This is a genomic window from Actinocrinis sp. (assembly GCF_035946395.1).
GTDB lineage: Bacteria > Actinomycetota > Actinomycetes > Streptomycetales > Catenulisporaceae > Actinocrinis.
The window spans coordinates 1-18,275 of sequence record NZ_DASYZI010000412.1 but is presented as its reverse complement, the minus strand read 5'-3'; the positions used below and the strand labels follow the sequence as shown (position 1 = coordinate 18,275).

Here is an 18,275-nt window from a genome sequence, read left to right as displayed (position 1 = left end):
GAGCAGACTCAACCCGCGTCTGCTAGGAGTTGCCCGATGGCCATCGCCCCGACCACCCGAGCCCTGCCGGTCCTGCCGCTCGACGACGCGGTGGTGCTCCCCGGCATGGTCGTGCCGCTCGACCTGACCGACCGCGAGGTCAGCGCCGCCGTCGACGCCGCACGCGCCGAAGCTGTGGCACCACCTGCCGGCGACTCCCCCGAACTGCTGCTGGTGCCGCGCCCGGACGGCAAGTACGCCGCTTACGGCACGCTCGCCGTCGTCGAGCAGACCGGGCGGCTGCGCGGCGGCCAGGCGGTCGCCGTGGTGCGCGGCACCCGCCGGGCCAAGATCGGCCGCGGCACCACCGGACCGGGCGCGGCGCTGTGGGTGCAGGCGGAGATCCTGCCCGAGCCGCCCGCCACCGACCGCGCCCGCGAGCTGGCCGAGGCCTACCGCGAGGTCGCCGTCAAGATCCTGCAACACCGCGGCGCGTTCCAGGTCGTGGACGTGATCCGGCAGATCGAGGACCCCTCGGCGCTGGCCGACTCCGCCGGATACGCGCCGTACCTGACGCTGGAACGGAAGATCTCGCTGCTGGAGACCACCGATCCGGCCGAACGGCTGGAGACCGTGCTCGGCTGGGCCCGCGAGCAACTCGCCGAGCTCGAAGTCGCCGAGACGATCCGCAACGACGTCAACGAGGGCATGGAGAAGCAGCAGCGCGAGTTCCTGCTGCGCCGTCAGCTGGAGGCCATCCGCAAGGAGCTGGCCGAGTTGGACGGCCGCCCGGCCGACGAGAAGGACGACTACCGCGCCCGGGTCGAGGCCGCGAACCTGCCCGAGAAGGTGCGCGAGGCCGCCTTGAAGGAGGTCGACAAGCTGGAGCGCGGCGGCGAGCAGGCCCCGGACGTCGGCTGGATCCGCACCTGGCTGGACACCGTGCTCGAACTGCCGTGGAACGAGCGCACCGAGGACGCGTACGACATCCCCGCCGCGCGCGCCGTCCTGGACGCCGACCACGCGGGGCTCGACGACGTGAAGGACCGCATCGTCGAGTACCTGGCCGTGCGCAAGCGCCGGGCCGACCGCGGCCTGGGCGTCGTGGAGGGCCGCCGCTCCGGCGCGGTGCTGGCGCTGGTCGGCCCGCCCGGGGTCGGCAAGACCTCGCTCGGCGAGTCGGTGGCCCGCGCCATGGGCCGCAAGTTCACCCGTGTCGCGCTCGGCGGCATCCGGGACGAGGCGGAGATCCGCGGCCACCGGCGTACGTACGTCGGCGCGCTGCCCGGCCGGATCGTGCGCGCGATCCGGGAGGCCGGGACGATGAACCCGGTGATCCTGCTCGACGAGATCGACAAGGTCGGCGCGGATTACCGCGGCGACCCGACCGCGGCGCTGCTCGAAGTACTCGACCCGGCGCAGAACCACACCTTCCGCGACCACTACCTGGAGGTCGACCTCGATCTGTCCGACGTGGTGTTCCTGGCCACGGCGAACGTGCTCGAATCGATCCCGGGCCCGCTGCTGGACCGGATGGAACTGGTCCGGCTCGACGGTTACACCGAGGACGAGAAGGTCGTCATCGCCCGCGACCATCTGCTGCGCCGTCAGCTGGACCGCGCCGGGCTGACCGGCGACGAGGTCGTGTTCGACGACACGGCCATCCGTCGGCTCGCCGCCGAGTACACGCGCGAGTCCGGCGTGCGCGACTTGGAGCGGTCGATCGCCCGGGTGCTGCGCAAGGTGGCGGCCAAGCACGCGACCGGCGCGCTGGAGCTGCCGATCAGCGTCGGTCCGGACGACCTGCGCGAGTACGTCGGCCGACCGCGGCACACCCCGGAGACGGCGGAACGCACCGCGGTTCCGGGCGTGGCCACCGGCTTGGCGGTGACCGGCGCGGGCGGCGAGGTGCTGTTCGTCGAGGCCTCGCTGGCCGACCCGGAGACCGGCCCGACCGGCGTGAGCCTTACCGGGCAGCTCGGCGACGTCATGAAGGAGTCGGCGCAGATCGCGCTGTCCTACCTGCGCTCGCACGGCGCGGAGCTTGAGCTCCCGGTCGGCGATCTCAAGGAGCGCGGCGTACATATCCACGTGCCCGCCGGCGCCGTTCCGAAGGACGGCCCGAGCGCCGGCGTGACGATGGTGACCGCTCTCGGCTCGCTTCTCTCCGGCCGGCCCGTACGCGCCGAGGTGGCGATGACCGGTGAGGTTTCGCTGACCGGACGGGTACTGCCGATCGGCGGGGTCAAGCAGAAGCTGCTGGCCGCGCAGCGCGCCGGGGCCACCACGGTGCTACTGCCGAAGCGCAACGAGCCGGATCTGGACGACGTTCCCGGCGAGGTGCGTGACGCACTGGAGATCCACCTGGTCTCCGACGTGCGCGAGGTGCTGAACCTGGCCCTCTCCCCCGCTGGTGCGACGAAGCTGGTCGCAGCGGCCGCGTAACGCGCCGCGAGCTGCCTATCGGCGTCCTGCCGCCGGCCGACGACGAGTCGGCCGGACCAGCCAGACCACGTCAGTCGCCGCCGTTCTCCCTCGCGAGAGCGGCGGCGACGTCGTCTGTGGTCTCATCTTTGGCGGCGTCCGCTGCGTCGTCGTGCACGACGTCATTGTGCGCGGTGTCATTGTGCGCGCTGTCATTGTGCACAGCGTCATTGTGCGCGCTGTCGTCGTCTGCGGTGTCGTCGTCCTCAACGGCGGGTTCCTTGGCCGGGACGCGAATCACGACGCTGCCGGAGTTCAGATCGATCGGGCCGCGGTGGAGCTCCCCCTGTGCCTCCTCTTCGCGGGTGTTCTCCAACCGGCGCAACTCCTCGGTGCGATGCCGATTGCCCGAGCTGAACAAGTCGAAGAAGATGCTCACCTCATCAAGGTACAGGGTGCCCGACTTGCGCGATACGGGCCGCGGCTTGAAGTGATCGTCGCGGAACCCTGCACCATGAAACTTGCTGCCGCGAGCCGCTACGCGGCGCCCCAGTTCGTGAAAGTCGCCGTGACCGCGGTCCCCGGACGATAGCGGGTCGCACGTACGGTCAACGAGTCGGCCAGTTCCCTGGCGATGTACAGGCCGCGTCCGCCTTCGTCGCACATCGCGGCCTCTACGGCGGCGCGGTCGGGTATCTGCGCGCCGGTCCACCGGCCCGCGTCGCGTATCGTGCAGGCGGCCGCCGGGCCGAGCGCCGAGGCTTCGCAGTGCAACACGAGGCGTACCGGGCCGCGTCCGTGCCGGAATGCGTTACCGGCGAGCTCGCTGACGACGACCGCCGCGTCCGCGGAGCGTTCGGCCAAGCCCCAGCGGTCGAGGGTCCGCACGGTCAGCCTGCGCGCGTCGGCGACCGCGGTGGGGCCGGGAAGCGCCGTGACCACGAAGCGGTCGAGCGGTGTCGGTATGACGCGCCACGCCCGATCCGGGACGTAGGTCGAGAAGGACGGCCCGACCGCAATCAGCATCCGCCGGGCCAGTCGGCGTGCCTCGCGCCGCACGGCCGATCACCTCGGTTCCACTCGCGTGATCGCCGCACTCGATCGCCAGTTCCAAGTACCGTCATGGGTCACTGTGCGCTACCTACGGCAAAACGTCAAGGTCTAGACCAATCTTTCACGCAGAGCGACTTGACAATCACCTGTGGATGCCATTCGGCATGCTTACAGGCATGTTCCGGCTCGTCAGCGGACCCCCGTCCACCACCGGTCCCGCAGCGCCGCGAGCACCGCGATCGACACCACGAGCAGGACCAGGCTCAACGCGATCGCCGCCTGCGGATCCTGTTCGAGTTGGAGGTACACGGCCAGCGGCATCGTCTGCGTCGTGCCGGGAAAGTTTCCGGCGAACGTGATGGTCGCGCCGAACTCGCCGAGCGCGCGGGCCCAGGCGAGCGCCGCCCCCGCGGCGACGCCCGGGGCGACGATCGGCAGCGTGACCCAGCGGAAGATCTGCCACTGGTTCGCCCCGCACGTCGCCGCGGCCTCCTCCAGCTGAGGGTCGGCCAGGCGCAGCGCCGACTCGACGGACACCACCAGGTACGGCAGGGCGACGAACGACTCCGCGACGACGACGCCGGGCGTGGTGAAAGGCAGCGTGACCCCGAACTCCCGGTCGAGCCAGCCGCCGACCAGCCCCTGCCGCCCGAGCACCAGCAGCAGCGCGATGCCCGCGACGACCGGCGGCAGCACCAGCGGCACCGTCACCAGCGCCCGCACCAGCCGCCGGGCGGGCACGCGCGTGCGGGCCAGCAGCCAGGCCAGCGGAACGCCGAGGACCAGCGAGACGCCGGTGGCGAGCGTCGCGGTCTCCAGCGACAGCCGCAGGGCCGTCCACGAGTCGCCCGCGGCGAGCAGTGCGGGCAGCTCACGCCACGGAGTCTTCGCGAGCAGCCCCACGACCGGCAGGACGAGGAAGCCCAGACCGACGAGCGCCGGAACGTACAGCGCCACATGTGACCGATCGGCCTTACTCATCACTCATCCATGATCATCGCCGACGCTTATCGCCGCGAACTCACAAACGGCTTCGCACTACTCACGGCTTGATGAAGCCTGCCTGCAACAGGACGCTCTCGCCCTCGCTGGACAGCACGTACGCCTCGAAGGCCTGGGCAGCGATCGGGTCCGGCGCGTTCTTGAGCACGGCGATCGGATAGGTGTTGATCGCCGAAGCGGCCTCGGGGAACGGAACGCCGTCCACCTTCCCGGCGGCCCCCGCCACGTCCGTGTGGTAGACCATCGCCGCGTCGACCGAGCCGAGTTCGACCTTCGTCAGGGCACTGGTGACGTCCTGCTCCAACGTCACCGGCGTCAGCTTGACGTTCGCGGCGGCCAGCGCCTTCTTCGCGGCCGCGCCGCAGGGCACCGTCGGCGCGCACAGCGCCACCTTGACTCCGGGCTTGACCAGATCGGCGAGGCTCTGGATCTTGAGCGGGTCGCCCGGCGCCACCGCGATCTCCAGTTCGTTCTTCACGAACACCATCGGCGCGCCGATCACATCGCCGGCCTTGGTCACGGTGCCCATCGTGGTCGTGCTGGCCGCCGCGAACACGTCCGCCGGGGCGCCCTGGGTGATCTGCGCGGCGAGCGTGTCACTGCCGCCGAAGGAGAACTTGACCGTGACGCCCGGGTGCGCGGCCTCGAACTGCTTGCCCAGCGTGGTGAACGTCTTGTTCAGCGACGCGGCCGCGAACACCGTCACCGTGCCGGAGAGAGCGGGACCGCCCGCGCCGCTCGACGACACGCTCGCCGCAGGGTTCGTATCCGAGCTTGAGCTGCATCCCGCGACGGCGATCAGCCCCATGGCGACGACTGCCGCCGCCATGGCTCGCGCTCCGGTCATGGCCTGCCCCTTTTTCATCCGTGCGCGGGCGACGCGTCCGCGCGCTCGACGACGACGTTGGTGGACTTGACGACGGCGACGGTGACCACACCGGGTTCGAGCGCGAGCTCGTCGGCGGCCTCGCGGCTCATCAGCGACACGACGCGGTGCGGCCCGGCCTGGATCTCTACCTGGGCCATGACCCCGTCGCGCACGACGCGGGTCACGATGCCGCGGAACCGGTTGCGCGCCGACGAGAGCGCTCCGAACCGCTCGCGCTCGTCGGTATCGGCCAGAGTCAGCGCGAAGACGGCCAGGTCGCTGCCCGCGATCGTGCGGTGCCCGTGCTCGTCGCGCGCCGCCGGAAGCCGCCCGGAGTCGATCCAGCGGCGTGCCGTGTCCGGGCTCACGCCCAGCAATTCGGCGGCTTCGCCGATCCGGAACGTCGTCACACGCACAGTCTACCCAGCACCTGCCAGGAGAAAGCCGTGATCCACTTGCATCTGCAAGGCATTATGATCCTCACACCACGCAGATGCCATCGGCGTACACGAAGCCGCCTCCGGATGGAATCCGCATGGAAACGGGACATCACCGAGCGTGACAGGGCCGACCGATTCGGCCGGAGGTGAGCGGAAAACCCCGATTTGACAATCCATCGGGATGTTTATTCGAACGTAATATTTTCAGAGAAGGGCTGTCGCCCCGAACGTTCGGACTGGCAGGGTTTGACGCCGAAAGCGCCTGCCGCGGTTGCAGCGCCCTGATCAGCTGCGCCGCACGGCGACCGGACTGCGAGGGGTCGCATCATGTCTGGGCATACACGCAAACCGGCCGGGAGCCGGGAGGCCGGGGCGTACGACTACGTCGGCAGACGCCGAGCGCGCGCCGACGACTACGGCAGCCATGGCAACGGCTTTGATGCCAACGGGCAAAGACTCAACGACACGGCACACAATGGCCTGACATACAGCGACCTGACAAACAACGACTCGACCGGCTTCGAGCGTTCCGCCGCGCAACGCGGCGCGAGCAGGCCGCGTACCCGCGGACGGCGGCGAACCACCGCCGACGAGCCCGCCAGGCCCCACTTGTCCGGCCGCATCGCGAAAGCCGGGCCGCTCGCCCTGGCGTTGGCGGTAGGCGGCGCCGTCGCCGCGTTCGCCGCTCCGGCCAACGCGCCCGCCATACCAGCCGCGCCGCAGCCGACGTGCACGCTACAGGTGCCTGAACAGCCGTTGACGGCTCAGGGGCTTGCCACGCCCTTCGTGCTGTCCGGCGGCGGCCAAGCGTGCCACGAGTCGGATTCGGGCACCGCCGCCTTCGTGCAAGGGCTCGTACTCGATCCCGCTACCGGCCACCTGTCCGTCTACGACCCGCTGGTTGTCGACGCCGGCATGCAGCCGGCCGTCGCGCCGACCGTCCCGGCGCTGCCCGCGAACGCGGTCGTCGCCCTCTGGTTCGGGTTCAACGGCAACGTGCTGGCGCTCACCGGTGGCGGCGTGAAGGCCGGATCCTGCGTCAACGGCACGGACAACTCGCCGTTCGGGCAGTTCTCCTACTGCAATGCTCCCGCCTTCTTCGCCGCCGCCAACACGGCGATCGCGAAGGGCGAGATCACGGTGCCGCCGCTCGGCGACGCCGCCGACGGCAAGGCCTGCCCGACGACGCGCGACTTCGGCATCGTGGACCAGGACCAGAGCGACAACATGACCACGACGTACCTGGTCCTGCCCGACGGACGCACCGCGCAGAACACCCGGTCGGCCGCCGGGAAGCTGGCCGGGAAGACGCTGGCGGTGATGGCCAACGGCAGTGACAACCTGCTGCTCGACCACTTCGTCGACCCGGCCCTCGACTGCACGCCGTTCACCGCGCCGGACCTGGCGAACCCCGGGTTCCAGGCCACCGGCCTCGGCCTCAACGAGTTGCAGGCCGCGGCACACCAGGCGGCGCCGATCGCGCTGGTGCCGGTCGACGACCCGATGGTCCTCGACAACGGCGGCGCCGCCAGCGACACCAAGACAGACCTCTACCGCGCCGGGGTGGATCAACCCCCGTTGTCGCAGGCCTCCGGTTCCGCGGCGCAGTACTGCGCCAACCTGCGCACGATCGGCGTCATGCGCACCAGGCTCGACAGGAGCCTGACCGACACGACGTCGTCGCCCGACCCAGGCGCCGCCTCGAACCTGTTCACGTTCCTGGCGCAGCGGCTTCAGCAGTCGTACGTCAATCTCGGCTGCGAGCAGTTGCTGAACGTACGCAATCCGGTGCACCTGAAGACGGACGCGAACGGGGTCGCCGTGGACGCGACGTTCGACCAAGTGGACGTCGGCCCGACCCCCACTCCCAGCGCAAGCGCCCATGCCGGCGCAAGCACGAGTGCTTCGCCGTCGGGCAGCCCGAGTACGAGTCCTGTCACGCCCACGGCCGAGCCGTCGCGCACTCCTTCGCACTCGCCGGAGCCGGCCAAGAGCAGCCCGGCGCCAACGCAGAGCACTGGCGGCAGCGACGACCCCAATAGCCGTCCGGGCGCCGCAGTATCGCCGAGCACGAACGCAGCCGCCCCCGCCTCCTCGGACACGCCCAACCAGCCATCGCAGCCGACGAAGCCGGACCAGCCGCCGTCGAGCACACCTGCGTCCACGTCCGCTCCCGCTGCCGGTTCAGTCGGAAGCAGAACGGGAAGCAACGGCGGACCGGGCACCGCAGCCGGAAAGGCGGCGGCCGGAACCCAACCGGTCGCGGCGGTCACCAGCACGCCGATCAGCGTCGCAGGCTTCGAGCACGAACACGCCGGGGCGGCGAGGAACCCGAACAGCGCCCTGTCCGGGCCGGATCCGATGGCGGACAGCGGTTTCGACCCCATGAGCCCGCAGGTGCTCTGGGCCCTGGGTGCGGCCCTGGTCGTGCTCTTCGCCTCACTGCTGTACCAGCGCCGGCCGAGGCAGCGAGGCCAGGGCCGACGCGGTTCGTCCTCCTGAGAGCGTCCTACCGAGCCGGAAGTCTCCCGCCGAACGCCCTACCGAACGAGTGACCTGCCGAACGGGTGATCCGGCCGCCACGCGCGGTCTGGATCACCCGACCGACGAGTAGGCCACGACGCCGCGGCGCAGCAGGTCCACGGCGGCCCTGGCCGTGTCCCGGATCCGCGCCGAGTCCGAGTTCTGCGACGCCAGGGTGCCCGCCGCGTCGGCGAGCTGGCCGAGCAGGTCGATCAGCTGCTTGCACCAGCGCACGAAGTCGCCCGCGGGCAGGCCGACCTCCTCAAGGACCGTGTCCAGCCGCTGCCCACTCGCCCACTGGAACGCCGCCCACGCGAACCCGGCGTCCGGCTCGCGCTGGAAGTCCACCGCGTGGTCGCCCTCAAGTTCGTGCACGGTCAGCCACAGCCTCCCCATCCGCTCGATCGCCTCGCGCGCGTTGCCCTTCGGCAGCCGGGGCGGGCCGTAGTCCTCGGCGTTGCGCGCCTCGTAGACCAGCAGGGAGACCGCCGACGCCAGTTCCGCCGGGCCCAGGCCGTCCCACACGCCCTCACGCAGGCACTCGGCGGCCAGCAGGTCGAGCTCGGAGTAGATCCGGGCCAGCCGCCTGCCCTCGGCGGTCACCTTCTCCCCGTCGAGGTAGCCGAGCACCGCGAGCACCGAGCAGACCTGGTCGAAGGTGCGCGCGATCGAGTGCGTACGACCCTTGACACGCTTGTCGAGACCCTCGGTCTCCCGCTCAAGCCGGTGGTAGCGCTCGGCCCAGCGGGCGTGGTTCTCCCGGTCCTCGCAGCCGTGGCAGGCATGGGCGCGCAGGGCCCTGCGCAGCCGGGCGATCTCCTCGTCGTCCGCGGCGGCCGAGCGCTGCCGATGCGGGCGCGGCGGCTTGTCGCCGTCGCCGACCCCGGCCTTGGTGCGCAGCGTCGCGGCCAGGTCGCGGCGGGACTGCGGGGACTTGTGGTTGAAGGTCTTCGGGATGCGCATCCAGCCGGTCGGCTCGACCGGCACCGGGAAGTCCAGCAGCGAGAGCGTCGCGACCTCCCGACCCGCGGTGAGCACGCGCGGCCGCGGGCCGTCGCGCCCGGCGTCCAGGCCCGGGTCGAGGATCACCGCCAGCCCGGCCTTGCGCCCGGCCGGCACGACGATGATGTCGCCGGTCTTGAGCGATTCGAGGGCCGACGCGGCGGCGGCGCGGCGCTGGCCGGCGCCCTCGCGGGAGAGCTCCGCCTCGCGGTCGGCCAGCGACCTGCGCAGGCCCATGTACTCGTCGAAGTCGCCGAGATGACAGGTCATCGCCTCGCGGTAACCCTCAAGCGCCTCACGGTTACGGCGCAGCTGCCGGGTGAGGCCGACCACCCCCTTGTCGGCCTGGAACTGCGCGAACGAGCTCTCCAGCAGGTTGCGGGCGCGCACCTTGCCGACCTGCCCGACCAGGTTGACCGCCATGTTGTACGACGGCTTGAAGGAGGAGCGCAGCGGATACGTGCGCGTGGACGCCAGGCCGGCCAGCGCGCGCGGATCGAGGCCCGGCCGCCAGACCACCACCGCGTGGCCCTCGACGTCGATGCCGCGCCGCCCGGCGCGGCCGGTCAGCTGCGTGTACTCGCCGGGCGTGATGTCGGCGTGCGCCTCGCCGTTCCACTTGACCAGCGATTCGAGCACCACGCTGCGGGCCGGCATGTTGATGCCGAGGGCCAGGGTCTCGGTGGCGAACACCGCCTTGACCAGCCCGGCCGCGAACAGCTCCTCGACGATCTCCTTGAACGTCGGCAGCATCCCGGCGTGGTGCGCGGCGACCCCGCGCTCCAGGCCGTCGACGAAGTCGTGGTATCCCAGGATATTGAGATCCTCGGCGGGCAGGTCGGCGCAGCGCTCCAGGACGTGCGCGCGCACCTGGATGCGCTGCTCGTCGGTCAGCAGCCGCACCCCGGAACGCAGGAACTGGTGCACCGCGGCGTCGCAGCCGGCCCGGGAGAAGATGAAGGTGATCGCGGGCAGCAGCCCGGCCGCGTCGAGGCGCTCGACGACGTCGACCCGGCTCGGCGGCGGGGGCATCCGGCGCGGGCGGCCGTTACGCCCGCCGGCCCGCCCGCTGCGCGGCGCGTAGCCGAAGCGCTCCCCCTCCCGGGCGAAGCGCACCAGCTCGGGGTTGACCCGCGCCACGTCCGCCTCGTGCGGGTCCGCTCCGGCGTACAGGTCGTAGAGCCTGCCGCCGGCCAGCACGTGCTGCCAGAGGGGCACCGGCCGGTGCTCGGAGACGATGATCTTCGTCTCGCCGCGCACGGTCGCCAGCCACTCGCCGAACTCCTCGGCGTTGGAGACGGTCGCGGACAGCGACACCAGCTGCACCGACTCGGGCAGGTGGATGATCACCTCCTCCCAGACCGCGCCGCGGAAGCGGTCGGCGAGGTAGTGGACCTCGTCCATGACCACGTAGCCGAGCCCGTCGAGCGCCTCGGAGCCCGCGTAGAGCATGTTGCGCAGCACCTCGGTGGTCATCACCACCACCGGCGCGTCCCCGTTGATCGAGTTGTCCCCGGTCAGCAGGCCGACCTTCGCCGGGCCGTGCCGCCTGACCAGGTCGGTGTACTTCTGGTTCGACAGGGCCTTGATCGGGGTGGTGTAGAAGCACTTGCGTCCCCGGGCGAGCGCCAGGTGCACGGCGAACTCACCGACGACGGTCTTGCCCGCCCCGGTCGGCGCCGCGACCAGCACCCCGTGCCCCTCTTCGAGGGCTGAGCACCCGTCGAACTGAAACTGGTCGAGACCGAAGGAGTAGAGCTTGGCGAACCCGTGCAGCTCGGTCCGCTCTTCGGCCTGACGACGGCGGGCGGCGGCGTACCGCTCGGCGGGCGAGGTCATGCTCCAATCCTAGGCGACACCTCAGACAAGCCGCTGATCGTTTCCCAACCGCCGGTTCTACACCGGAACAACAGTCAGCTGCGATTTCAGGTCTTGAAGTCGTCGACGTTGCGAGTGTACAGAAGCAGCCCATTGACCATCGCCGTGGCTGCGATCATGAGGTCGTACTTGCGTGGCTTGGGATTGCGGCCGAGCGCGACCACCAGGGCCACCAGGGCGCCGTAGGCGTTCGCCGCGTTCGCGTCGAAGGGCAGCGGCTCGAAATTGGCCTCTGCCGAGATCAGGCGCGTGATCCGCACTGAACGCTCGAAACGGTCCGTGGCCAGATGGACCCCATCGCGAGTTCCGCCAGCGTGACGGTCGCGACGCCCGCGCTCATCGGCAGCGCCTCGTCGGGAATCTTCTGAAGGTCGATGAACACGCAGGTGTCAAGCACGCCGGCGGGCAGCCGGCCTGCTTCACTCATCGCCGATCCGATCCTCGCCGAAGAACGCATCGATGTCGGCGCGCATCGATGCGTAGTCGGGATCGGGACCTGCCGCGAATGCCTGGCGCAGTTCGCTGATCGGCGTGAGCCGATAACGCTTGATCGGGCTGAGGTGGGCGACGGGGACGCCGTTGCGAGTGACGATCATCGTCTCGCCGGCCTCGACGGCATCCATGATCGCAGCGCTCTCATTGCGCAATTCGCGCTGGGTGATAGTACGCTGCGTGGTTGTAACGTTCATATGCGTAGCGTAGTGTGCTGCTCCCCAGCGTGACACGCTGGCTGACGTGGGCTCGGGCCAGGTCAGGGCGCGGGGACGTAGGCGAGCAAGGCTCCGGGCACGGTCTCGATGCGCGCGGGCAGCACTCCGGCCCACTCGCCGTCGGCCCAGATCGAGACGGTCTGCCCGGGCGCGCTGGACAGCGCGACCTCGGCGGCGTGCTGCACGCGTACCTTAGGGTGCTTGACATGGCGGCCGGAATAGACGCCGGGGAAGATGCGCAGCAGGGTCGGCTTGGTGACCTCGTCGACCACGGTGATCTGGAAGCGACCGTCGTGCACGTCGGCCTGCGGGCAGATTCGCATGCCGCCGCCGTAGCTCGGGCCGTTGCCGACCGCGACCAGCATGCCGTTCAGTTCGGCGTGCGTGCCGTCCGTGTCGAGGGCGAACGGGATCGCCCGGAACGGGCCGAGTTCGGCCAGCAGGGCGAGGACGTAGCGGGACGAGCCGCGCGGGCGGCGCATCCGGTTCGCCCGCTCGTTGACCTTCGAGTCGAGGCCACAGGCCATCACGGTGCCGAACCAGCGTGGCGTAAGGGAGCCGGGGCCGCTGATCCGGCCGAGGTCGAACGCGCCGGTGCGTCCGGCCGCCACGATGCGGGCGGCCGCTTCCGGGTCGCGCAGCGGCAGGCCGAGGAAGCGCGCCACGTCGTTGCCGGTGCCAGCGGGGATGACGCCGAGCGGGGTGCCGGTGCCGGCGACCAGTTGCAGGCCGAGGCTGACCATGCCGTCGCCGCCGGTGACGACGAGTGCGGCGGCGTTGTCGTCGAGTGCCACGCGGGCTTGCTTCGCGGCATCGTCGGCGTCGCGTCCGACGATGAACCGGACGTCGAGTCCGGCAGCCGTGAGGACGGCGCGTGCCCTATCACCGTAGGCACGGCCACGGCCTTTGCCCGAAGTGGGGTTGACGACGAGTGCGAGCGCCTCGCCGGCGCTCACCGGCCGGCCGTCGTCACGAGATGTCTTCGAGGCTGCTCGCCCTCTCGACCGGGGCCGGGCTCAGGTCGAGCTGCGAGGCCTCGTCCGGGGAGAGCTGGTGGATCGGGTCGGCGGCCCGCCGCGCTGCCCGGCGCTTGTCGTTGAGCAGCGCGACGCCGATGGCGCCGAAGTACAGGACGCAGATCGGGATCGCCAGCACGCTCATGCCGACCGGGTCGCCGGTGGGCACCGCGATGGCCGCGAAGACGAAGATCAGCAGCACCACGATGCGCCAGTACTGGCGCATCCGCGCGCCGCTGAGGATCCCGATGAAGTTGAACAGCACCAGGATCAGCGGCAGCACGAACGAGGTACCGAAGACGATCATCATTTGTAAGAAGAAGACCAGTGTCTGGTCCAGCGGCAACTGCGCCGCGACGCCGCGCGGCACGAAGCCCATCAGGACGCGCAGGATGGTCGGGAAGAAGTAGTAGCACAGCGCGGCGCCCGCGACGAACAGCGGGATCGCGGTACCGACGAAGGTGAGGCTGTACTTCTTCTCCTTCTTGTACAGCCCGGGGGCCAGGAACGCCCACAGCTGGTACATCCAGACCGGCGCGGCCAGCACCACCCCGGAGAACATGGCGATCTTGAAGGCGAGGGTGATGCCGGCGCTCGGCCCTTGCAGCACCAGAACGCCGTTGGCGCAGTCCGCTGAAGGCCGCCCGACGCCGGAGATGCCCTTGATGTTGCAGATGGGGGCTTCCAGGACGTGCACGACGTTGCGGTAGTAGATGAAGCCGACGATCGCGGCGACCAGCATCGCGAGCGCCGCCTTGATCAACCGGGCGCGCAGTTCCCGGATGTGCTCCATGAGCGGCATGCGCTCCGCGTCGTCCGCGGAGCGTCCGGCCTTACCAGCCACCTCTCGTGCCACCCGCTCCCGTCGTCGTGGTCATGTCGGTATTACAACCGCATTACCGCTGCTGGCCCGGCGCGCGGTCGACCACGTCTTCCGGATCCGCCACGATGGTGCGCTTCGGCGGCACCGGGACGTCGTCACGCAGCGCCTGGCTCTCCGCCTTGAGGATACGGCGCGTCTTACCCAGGTTCCGCATCGCGTCGGGCAGCCGCTTCCAGCCGAAGAAGACCAGCCCGAGGACGATGATCAGAAAAAGTCCCTCAGCACGGAGCAACATCGTGACGCGCCCTTTCGACGGCCGGTCCGCGGGCGCGGCGGAATGGACTGCCACGCCGAATCAAGGTTTCAGCGGCTTGTGGATATTGTCAACGGTCGGCCGCAGCGGCGCCGGGCCGTGTCCCGTCGCCGGACTGCATCTGGGCCAACCCGGCCTGCATCGGGCCGGCGGCCTCGGACAACGTCTTGCTCGCCCGGCCGACTTCCTTCATCAGGCCCTTGAGCGCGCGGAACACGCCGAACGCGAAGTAGCCGATGGCGGCGAGCGCCGCGACGGCGAGGCTCGCCCCGACAATCACCCAGACCATCACGGTCATGACCCTATCGGGTGCGCGGGCGCGTCCTGGTGCCCAGGCGAGCGTTGGTGCGCTGCCTCGTCGGGTGCGTGAACGGTAACGGTCAGCTCCGCGGCTCCGGCGCTTCGCAGCACCGCCTGCAACTCCGCATCGGCGGTACGCCGGACACGCGAGCCACAGCCGGTGCACGTAAAGGCGTACTCCCAGCGGTCACCTCGGCCGAGCAGCCGTACGGAGGAGAGTTCGACGAGACGTGGTCCACAGTCCTCGCACCGCGCCCTGACCATCGAGGCGGGATTGGCGGGATTGTCAGCCGTCACGCCGTGGCGTCCGCTCCGTACGCCGCCAGCGCTTCGGCGGCCGTGTCCCGGACCTCCGCGACGAATGACTCCGGCGCCAGCACCCGGGCCGCGCCGCCGAGCCGCAGCACCAGCCTCCTGATCCGATCCGGATCGGCGGCGCGCAGCGTCACGTGCAGCCTTCCATCGCCGTCGCCGACCTCGCGCACGCTTTCGCAGGGGTAGTACTCGGGCACCCAGTGGGCTTCCGGCGCCAGTTCCAGCGTCACCAGCGGATCGTCCTCGTCCACGCGCAGTGCCGTGGCGGGCGCCTGCTCGGTGAGGTCAAGGCCCACGGCGTCGGCCGGCGGTTCGGACGGCAGGTCCAGCACCTCGATCCCGACCACTCGGTCGAGCCGGAAGAGCCGCACGCCTTTGGACAGCCGGCACCAGCCCTCCAGGTAGGCGCGCCCGGCCAGCAGCGCGACGCGCATCGGGTCGACGTCCCGCTCGGTCACCTCGTCGCGCGAGGGCACGTAGTACCGCAGGTGCACCAGCCGCTTCTCGGCCAGTGCCCGCTGCGCCGCCTCGAAGACGACATCGCGCGCCTCGAAGGCCACCGACAGCCGCTCGGCCAGCCGGGCCGAGTCGCCGGTGGCGTTCTCCAGCTTGGCCACCGCGCGGTCCAGCGCGTCGCGGTCCGCGATGCCCGGCACCTGCGCCAGCGCCCGCAGCGCGACCAGCAGCGCCACCGCCTCGCGGGTGGACAAACGCAGCGGCCGCACGATCGGCTCGGCGGCGTTCTCCAGGTGGATCGCGCCGCCCTCCTCAACGTGCGCCTCCATCAGGTCGTCCGCGAAACCGCCGGGCAGGCCGCAGAACCACAGCACATTGAGGTCCTTGGCGACCTGCTTCGCCGTGACGCCGAACTCCTCGGCGACCTCGCTCACCGTGCTGCCGGGGTGGCTGAGCAGGTACGGGACCAGGTTCAGCAGCCGCTCGACCTGCGAGACCGCGGTGCTCACGAGGCGACCTCCAAATGCTTGCCGCGCAGCTGCTTGCCCTTGCCGCCGTGTGCCGCCGCGGGCGCTTCGTGCTCGTGGGCGACCGGCCTGGGCTGCGCGATGGCACGCAGCTTCGCGATCACGCCCTTGCGCAGGGACGACGGCTCAAGCACCACGACATCGGGCCCGTACTCGGCCAGCCATCCGGCCGTGTCCGCATACGACGTGATCACGATGGTGTCCCAGCCGTCGGCGCCCTCGACGATCGAGGTCGCGCCGCGGCGCAGCGGGAAGCAGGTGCCCTTGCGCACCCGGAGCGTCGCCGGGCCGAGGTCGCTGCTGCTGCTCATGGCGAAGGCGTCCACCTGCGCGCGCACGTCGAGCCGGTCGGGCACCTTGTGCTCCGGCGGGCGGCCGGTCAGCAGCACCGGGCTGGTGATCCGGTCGAGCCGGAAGACCCGCGCGTCGTCCCGGCCCAGGTCGTACCCGGCCAGGTACCAGCGGCCGCGCCAGGAGTCGATCGTCCACGGCTCGACCTCGCGCATCCGCACCTCGCCGTCCGACCTGCGGTAGGAGAATCGCACGACCTGCCGGTCGTAGACCGCCTCAAGCAGCGGCTCGAAGGCCGGGGCCTCGGCCCGCACCCGCGGCTCGATCCCGGCGGGCGCGGCCTCGCCGATGTCGAGGCCGGCCGCCTTGAGCTTGAGCAGCGCCGAGGAGGCCGCCTGCGCGAGGGTCGCCTGCTGCCAGAACCGCGCGGCCACGCCGATCGCCGCCGCCTCGTCCGGCTCCAGCCGCAACTCCGGCAGGGCGTACTCCCCCGGCGCGATCCGATAGCCGACCTCGTCCTCGAACAGCGCGCTGACCGCGCCCACTTCGAGCGGGATGCCCAGTTCGCGCAGCTCCTCCTTGTCCCGCTCGAACATCCGCTCGAAAGCCTCATCGGTCGGGCAGCTGCGGTACGGCTCCAAGGTGGCGCGCAGCCGTTCCTTCGTCACGAAGGTCCGCGAGGCGAGCAGGCAGATCACCAGGTTGACCAGCCGCTCGGTCTTGCTCGCTGGCATTCGCCGACTCCCTCCTAGTCGCCTGCGCCCCGTGCCGACGGTGCGACTCCGACGCTACTGCCTCCGCGCGGGCTTCTGTACCAAAGGACGCACAATACCGAATAGGCTGCCGCCGTGATCAGCTGGCGAGCCGGGCGGGTAACCGCCCTCGGCCGCGCCTGGCGGGGCGCCCGCGAACTGACCGCCGACGTGGACGGCGCGGCCGTCAGGGCGCTGGCCTATCCGCTGCTGACCGGCGAGCCCGCGATCGGCGACAGAGTCCTGCTCAACACGACCGCGCAGACGATGGAACTGGGCACCGGCGGCTACGCGCTGGTCGTCGCCCTGCCCGACCGCCTGCCGGAGGATTCCCCGCTCGGGCCGGGGCACCTCGTGAAGGCGCGCTACACGCCGCTACAAGCCATCGTGCTGGGAGTGGAGGAGCAGCACTCCCCGCACCACGAACTGTTGCGCGACGCGGATTCACTCGATGGGATGCCGGTGGTGACCGCCGATCTGCACTCGGCGCTGCCGGCCGTGTGCGCCGCGATCCTCGCCGATCGGCCGGGCACCCGCATTGTGTACGTGATGAGCGACGGCGGCGCGCTGCCGCTGTGGTTCTCTCGCACCGCCGCGGGATTACGCGACGCGGGCTGGCTGGCCGGGTCGGTGACCGTGGGTCAGGCGTTCGGCGGCGACGTGGAGGCCGTGACGGTGCACTCCGGCCTGCTCTCAGCGCGCTTGGTCCTGGACGCGGACGTCGCGATCGTCGCGCAGGGGCCCGGCAATCTCGGCACCGGAACGCGCTGGGGCTTTTCGGGCGTGGCCTGCGGCGAGGCCGTCAACGCGGCAGGGGTGCTCGGCGGCCGTCCGGTCGGCGTGCTGCGGATTTCCGAAGCCGACGCCCGCGGCCGGCATCGCGGGCTTAGCCACCACAGCCTGACCGCGTACGGCCGGGTCGCCCTCTGCCCCACGCTGTTGGCCGTCCCGGCCGAACCCGGCTCGTTCTGGGACGGGGTACGCGAGCAGGCACGGACACTGACGGCGCGTCACACGCTGCGCGAAGTCGACTGTCGCGGGCTGGACGAGGCGCTGGCGGCGAGCCCGGTCGGCCTGTCCACGATGGGCCGGGGCCTGTCGGCCGACCGGGCGAGCTTCCTCGCCGCCGCGGCGGCCGGACGGGCAGCCGCGAGTCTGCTGGGCGGGCCGGGACGAGCGATGTGAAAAAGTAGGCGGGAAAAGCGCGACCGAGAGGAAACACCGAGATGTCTGTACAGAAGCCCGAGATCGACTTCCCGGAGGGTCCGGCGCCCGCCGACCTGGAAATCAAGGATCTGTGGGAGGGTGACGGCGCGGAAGCGGCCCCCGGGCACAGCGTGACCGTGCACTACGTCGGGGTCTCGCACTCAACCGGCGAGGAGTTCGACGCCTCCTGGAACCGCAGCGCCCCGTTCCAGTTCCCGCTCGGCAAGGGCCGGGTCATCGCGGGCTGGGACCGCGGCGTGGCAGGGATGAAAGTCGGCGGCCGGCGGCAGCTGACCATCCCGGCGCACCTCGCCTACGGCGACCGCGGCGCCCCGCCGGTCATCAAGCCGGGCGAGGCGCTCATCTTCGTGGTCGACCTGCTCGGCGTGAGCTGACA

Annotated in this window: 19 protein-coding genes; 4 read left to right on the top strand and 15 right to left on the bottom strand. The window is 70.8% G+C overall.

Annotated features, from left to right (window positions below; all coding sequences use genetic code 11):
• Positions 1–36 precede the first annotated feature (36 nt).
• A complete protein-coding gene (gene lon / locus VGS97_RS25775) occupies positions 37–2,424 on the top strand; it encodes an endopeptidase La (RefSeq protein WP_326856242.1) in 2,388 nt (795 codons plus the stop codon).
• Positions 2,425–2,494: 70 nt separating this feature from the next.
• Here lon and VGS97_RS25770 read toward each other — a convergent pair whose 3' ends face one another.
• The 5 genes from VGS97_RS25770 to VGS97_RS25750 all read right to left on the bottom strand — a co-directional run bounded on the left by VGS97_RS25770 (position 2,495) and on the right by VGS97_RS25750 (position 5,736).
• Positions 2,495–2,842 (bottom strand): DUF6191 domain-containing protein, encoded by a 348-nt coding sequence (locus VGS97_RS25770; RefSeq protein WP_326856241.1) that lies wholly within the window; start codon positions 2,840–2,842, stop codon positions 2,495–2,497.
• Positions 2,843–2,940: 98 nt separating this feature from the next.
• Entirely contained in the window at positions 2,941–3,462 is a 522-nt protein-coding gene (locus VGS97_RS25765) for an ATP-binding protein (RefSeq protein ID WP_326856240.1), read from the bottom strand.
• Positions 3,463–3,645: 183 nt separating this feature from the next.
• Positions 3,646–4,437: a molybdate ABC transporter permease subunit gene (gene modB, locus VGS97_RS25760; protein WP_326856239.1), complete on the bottom strand. Its 792-nt coding sequence runs from the start codon at positions 4,435–4,437 to the stop codon at positions 3,646–3,648.
• Between the two features lie 61 nt (positions 4,438–4,498).
• Complete coding sequence (modA, locus tag VGS97_RS25755) at positions 4,499–5,305, bottom strand: molybdate ABC transporter substrate-binding protein (protein WP_326856238.1); 807 nt, start codon at positions 5,303–5,305, stop codon at positions 4,499–4,501.
• Between the two features lie 14 nt (positions 5,306–5,319).
• Entirely contained in the window at positions 5,320–5,736 is a 417-nt protein-coding gene (locus tag VGS97_RS25750; protein ID WP_326856237.1) for a helix-turn-helix transcriptional regulator, read from the bottom strand.
• A 357-nt stretch (positions 5,737–6,093) separates the two neighbouring features.
• Between VGS97_RS25750 and VGS97_RS25745 the strand changes: the two genes are divergently transcribed.
• Positions 6,094–8,268: a hypothetical protein gene (locus tag VGS97_RS25745; protein WP_326856236.1), complete on the top strand. Its 2,175-nt coding sequence runs from the start codon at positions 6,094–6,096 to the stop codon at positions 8,266–8,268.
• Positions 8,269–8,361: 93 nt separating this feature from the next.
• Here the strand turns inward: VGS97_RS25745 and VGS97_RS25740 are convergent, their stop codons facing one another.
• The 10 genes from VGS97_RS25740 to VGS97_RS25695 all read right to left on the bottom strand — a co-directional run bounded on the left by VGS97_RS25740 (position 8,362) and on the right by VGS97_RS25695 (position 16,654).
• Positions 8,362–11,130 (bottom strand): DEAD/DEAH box helicase, encoded by a 2,769-nt coding sequence (locus tag VGS97_RS25740; RefSeq protein ID WP_326856235.1) that lies wholly within the window; start codon positions 11,128–11,130, stop codon positions 8,362–8,364.
• 86 nt (positions 11,131–11,216) lie between these two features.
• Positions 11,217–11,429: a hypothetical protein gene (locus tag VGS97_RS25735; RefSeq protein ID WP_326856234.1), complete on the bottom strand. Its 213-nt coding sequence runs from the start codon at positions 11,427–11,429 to the stop codon at positions 11,217–11,219.
• Entirely contained in the window at positions 11,411–11,596 is a 186-nt protein-coding gene (locus VGS97_RS25730; RefSeq protein ID WP_326856233.1) for a hypothetical protein, read from the bottom strand. Before VGS97_RS25730 ends, VGS97_RS25735 begins: the two co-directional genes overlap by 19 nt.
• Positions 11,589–11,858, bottom strand: coding sequence for a type II toxin-antitoxin system prevent-host-death family antitoxin (locus VGS97_RS25725; protein WP_326856232.1), 270 nt, complete (start codon positions 11,856–11,858; stop codon positions 11,589–11,591). Before VGS97_RS25725 ends, VGS97_RS25730 begins: the two co-directional genes overlap by 8 nt.
• A gap of 62 nt (positions 11,859–11,920) precedes the next feature.
• Entirely contained in the window at positions 11,921–12,835 is a 915-nt protein-coding gene (locus VGS97_RS25720; RefSeq protein ID WP_326856231.1) for a diacylglycerol kinase, read from the bottom strand.
• A 13-nt stretch (positions 12,836–12,848) separates the two neighbouring features.
• Positions 12,849–13,751, bottom strand: a complete 903-nt coding sequence (gene tatC, locus VGS97_RS25715; RefSeq protein WP_326856230.1) for a twin-arginine translocase subunit TatC — start codon at positions 13,749–13,751, stop codon at positions 12,849–12,851.
• 40 nt (positions 13,752–13,791) lie between these two features.
• Positions 13,792–14,013, bottom strand: coding sequence for a twin-arginine translocase TatA/TatE family subunit (locus tag VGS97_RS25710; RefSeq protein WP_326856229.1), 222 nt, complete (start codon positions 14,011–14,013; stop codon positions 13,792–13,794).
• Positions 14,014–14,101: 88 nt separating this feature from the next.
• Positions 14,102–14,329 carry a hypothetical protein gene (locus VGS97_RS25705; RefSeq protein WP_326856228.1) on the bottom strand — a complete coding sequence of 76 codons (228 nt, stop codon included), beginning with the start codon at positions 14,327–14,329 and terminating at the stop codon, positions 14,102–14,104.
• 295 nt (positions 14,330–14,624) lie between these two features.
• A complete protein-coding gene (locus VGS97_RS25700; RefSeq protein WP_326856227.1) occupies positions 14,625–15,611 on the bottom strand; it encodes a helix-turn-helix transcriptional regulator in 987 nt (328 codons plus the stop codon).
• Positions 15,608–16,654, bottom strand: a complete 1,047-nt coding sequence (locus tag VGS97_RS25695; protein WP_326856226.1) for a YafY family protein — start codon at positions 16,652–16,654, stop codon at positions 15,608–15,610. The genes VGS97_RS25700 and VGS97_RS25695 overlap by 4 nt, the downstream gene beginning before the upstream one ends.
• Before the next feature lie 114 nt (positions 16,655–16,768).
• Between VGS97_RS25695 and VGS97_RS25690 the strand changes: the two genes are divergently transcribed.
• Together VGS97_RS25690 and VGS97_RS25685 are read left to right on the top strand one after the other, a co-directional pair.
• The gene (locus VGS97_RS25690; RefSeq protein WP_326856225.1) at positions 16,769–17,857 is read left to right on the top strand and encodes a DUF3866 family protein; all 1,089 of its coding nucleotides are present in this window, start codon (positions 16,769–16,771) and stop codon (positions 17,855–17,857) included.
• Positions 17,858–17,898: 41 nt separating this feature from the next.
• Positions 17,899–18,273 carry an FKBP-type peptidyl-prolyl cis-trans isomerase gene (locus VGS97_RS25685; protein ID WP_326856224.1) on the top strand — a complete coding sequence of 125 codons (375 nt, stop codon included), beginning with the start codon at positions 17,899–17,901 and terminating at the stop codon, positions 18,271–18,273.
• The last annotated feature ends 2 nt before the right edge of the window (positions 18,274–18,275 follow it).

What these genes read in the sequence shown, in the direction of transcription:
- VGS97_RS25695 (WP_326856226.1), bottom strand. Translation starts at nt 16,654, where the DNA reads ATGCCAGCGAGCAAGACCGAGCGGCTGGTCAACCTGGTGATCTGCCTG.
- VGS97_RS25740 (WP_326856235.1), bottom strand. Translation starts at nt 11,130, where the DNA reads ATGACCTCGCCCGCCGAGCGGTACGCCGCCGCCCGCCGTCGTCAGGCC.
- modB (WP_326856239.1), bottom strand. Translation starts at nt 4,437, where the DNA reads ATGAGTAAGGCCGATCGGTCACATGTGGCGCTGTACGTTCCGGCGCTC.
- VGS97_RS25730 (WP_326856233.1), bottom strand. Translation starts at nt 11,596, where the DNA reads ATGAGTGAAGCAGGCCGGCTGCCCGCCGGCGTGCTTGACACCTGCGTG.
- modA (WP_326856238.1), bottom strand. Translation starts at nt 5,305, where the DNA reads ATGACCGGAGCGCGAGCCATGGCGGCGGCAGTCGTCGCCATGGGGCTG.
- VGS97_RS25710 (WP_326856229.1), bottom strand. Translation starts at nt 14,013, where the DNA reads ATGTTGCTCCGTGCTGAGGGACTTTTTCTGATCATCGTCCTCGGGCTG.
- VGS97_RS25705 (WP_326856228.1), bottom strand. Translation starts at nt 14,329, where the DNA reads ATGACCGTGATGGTCTGGGTGATTGTCGGGGCGAGCCTCGCCGTCGCG.
- VGS97_RS25745 (WP_326856236.1), top strand. Translation starts at nt 6,094, where the DNA reads ATGTCTGGGCATACACGCAAACCGGCCGGGAGCCGGGAGGCCGGGGCG.
- VGS97_RS25725 (WP_326856232.1), bottom strand. Translation starts at nt 11,858, where the DNA reads ATGAACGTTACAACCACGCAGCGTACTATCACCCAGCGCGAATTGCGC.
- VGS97_RS25685 (WP_326856224.1), top strand. Translation starts at nt 17,899, where the DNA reads ATGTCTGTACAGAAGCCCGAGATCGACTTCCCGGAGGGTCCGGCGCCC.
- lon (WP_326856242.1), top strand. Translation starts at nt 37, where the DNA reads ATGGCCATCGCCCCGACCACCCGAGCCCTGCCGGTCCTGCCGCTCGAC.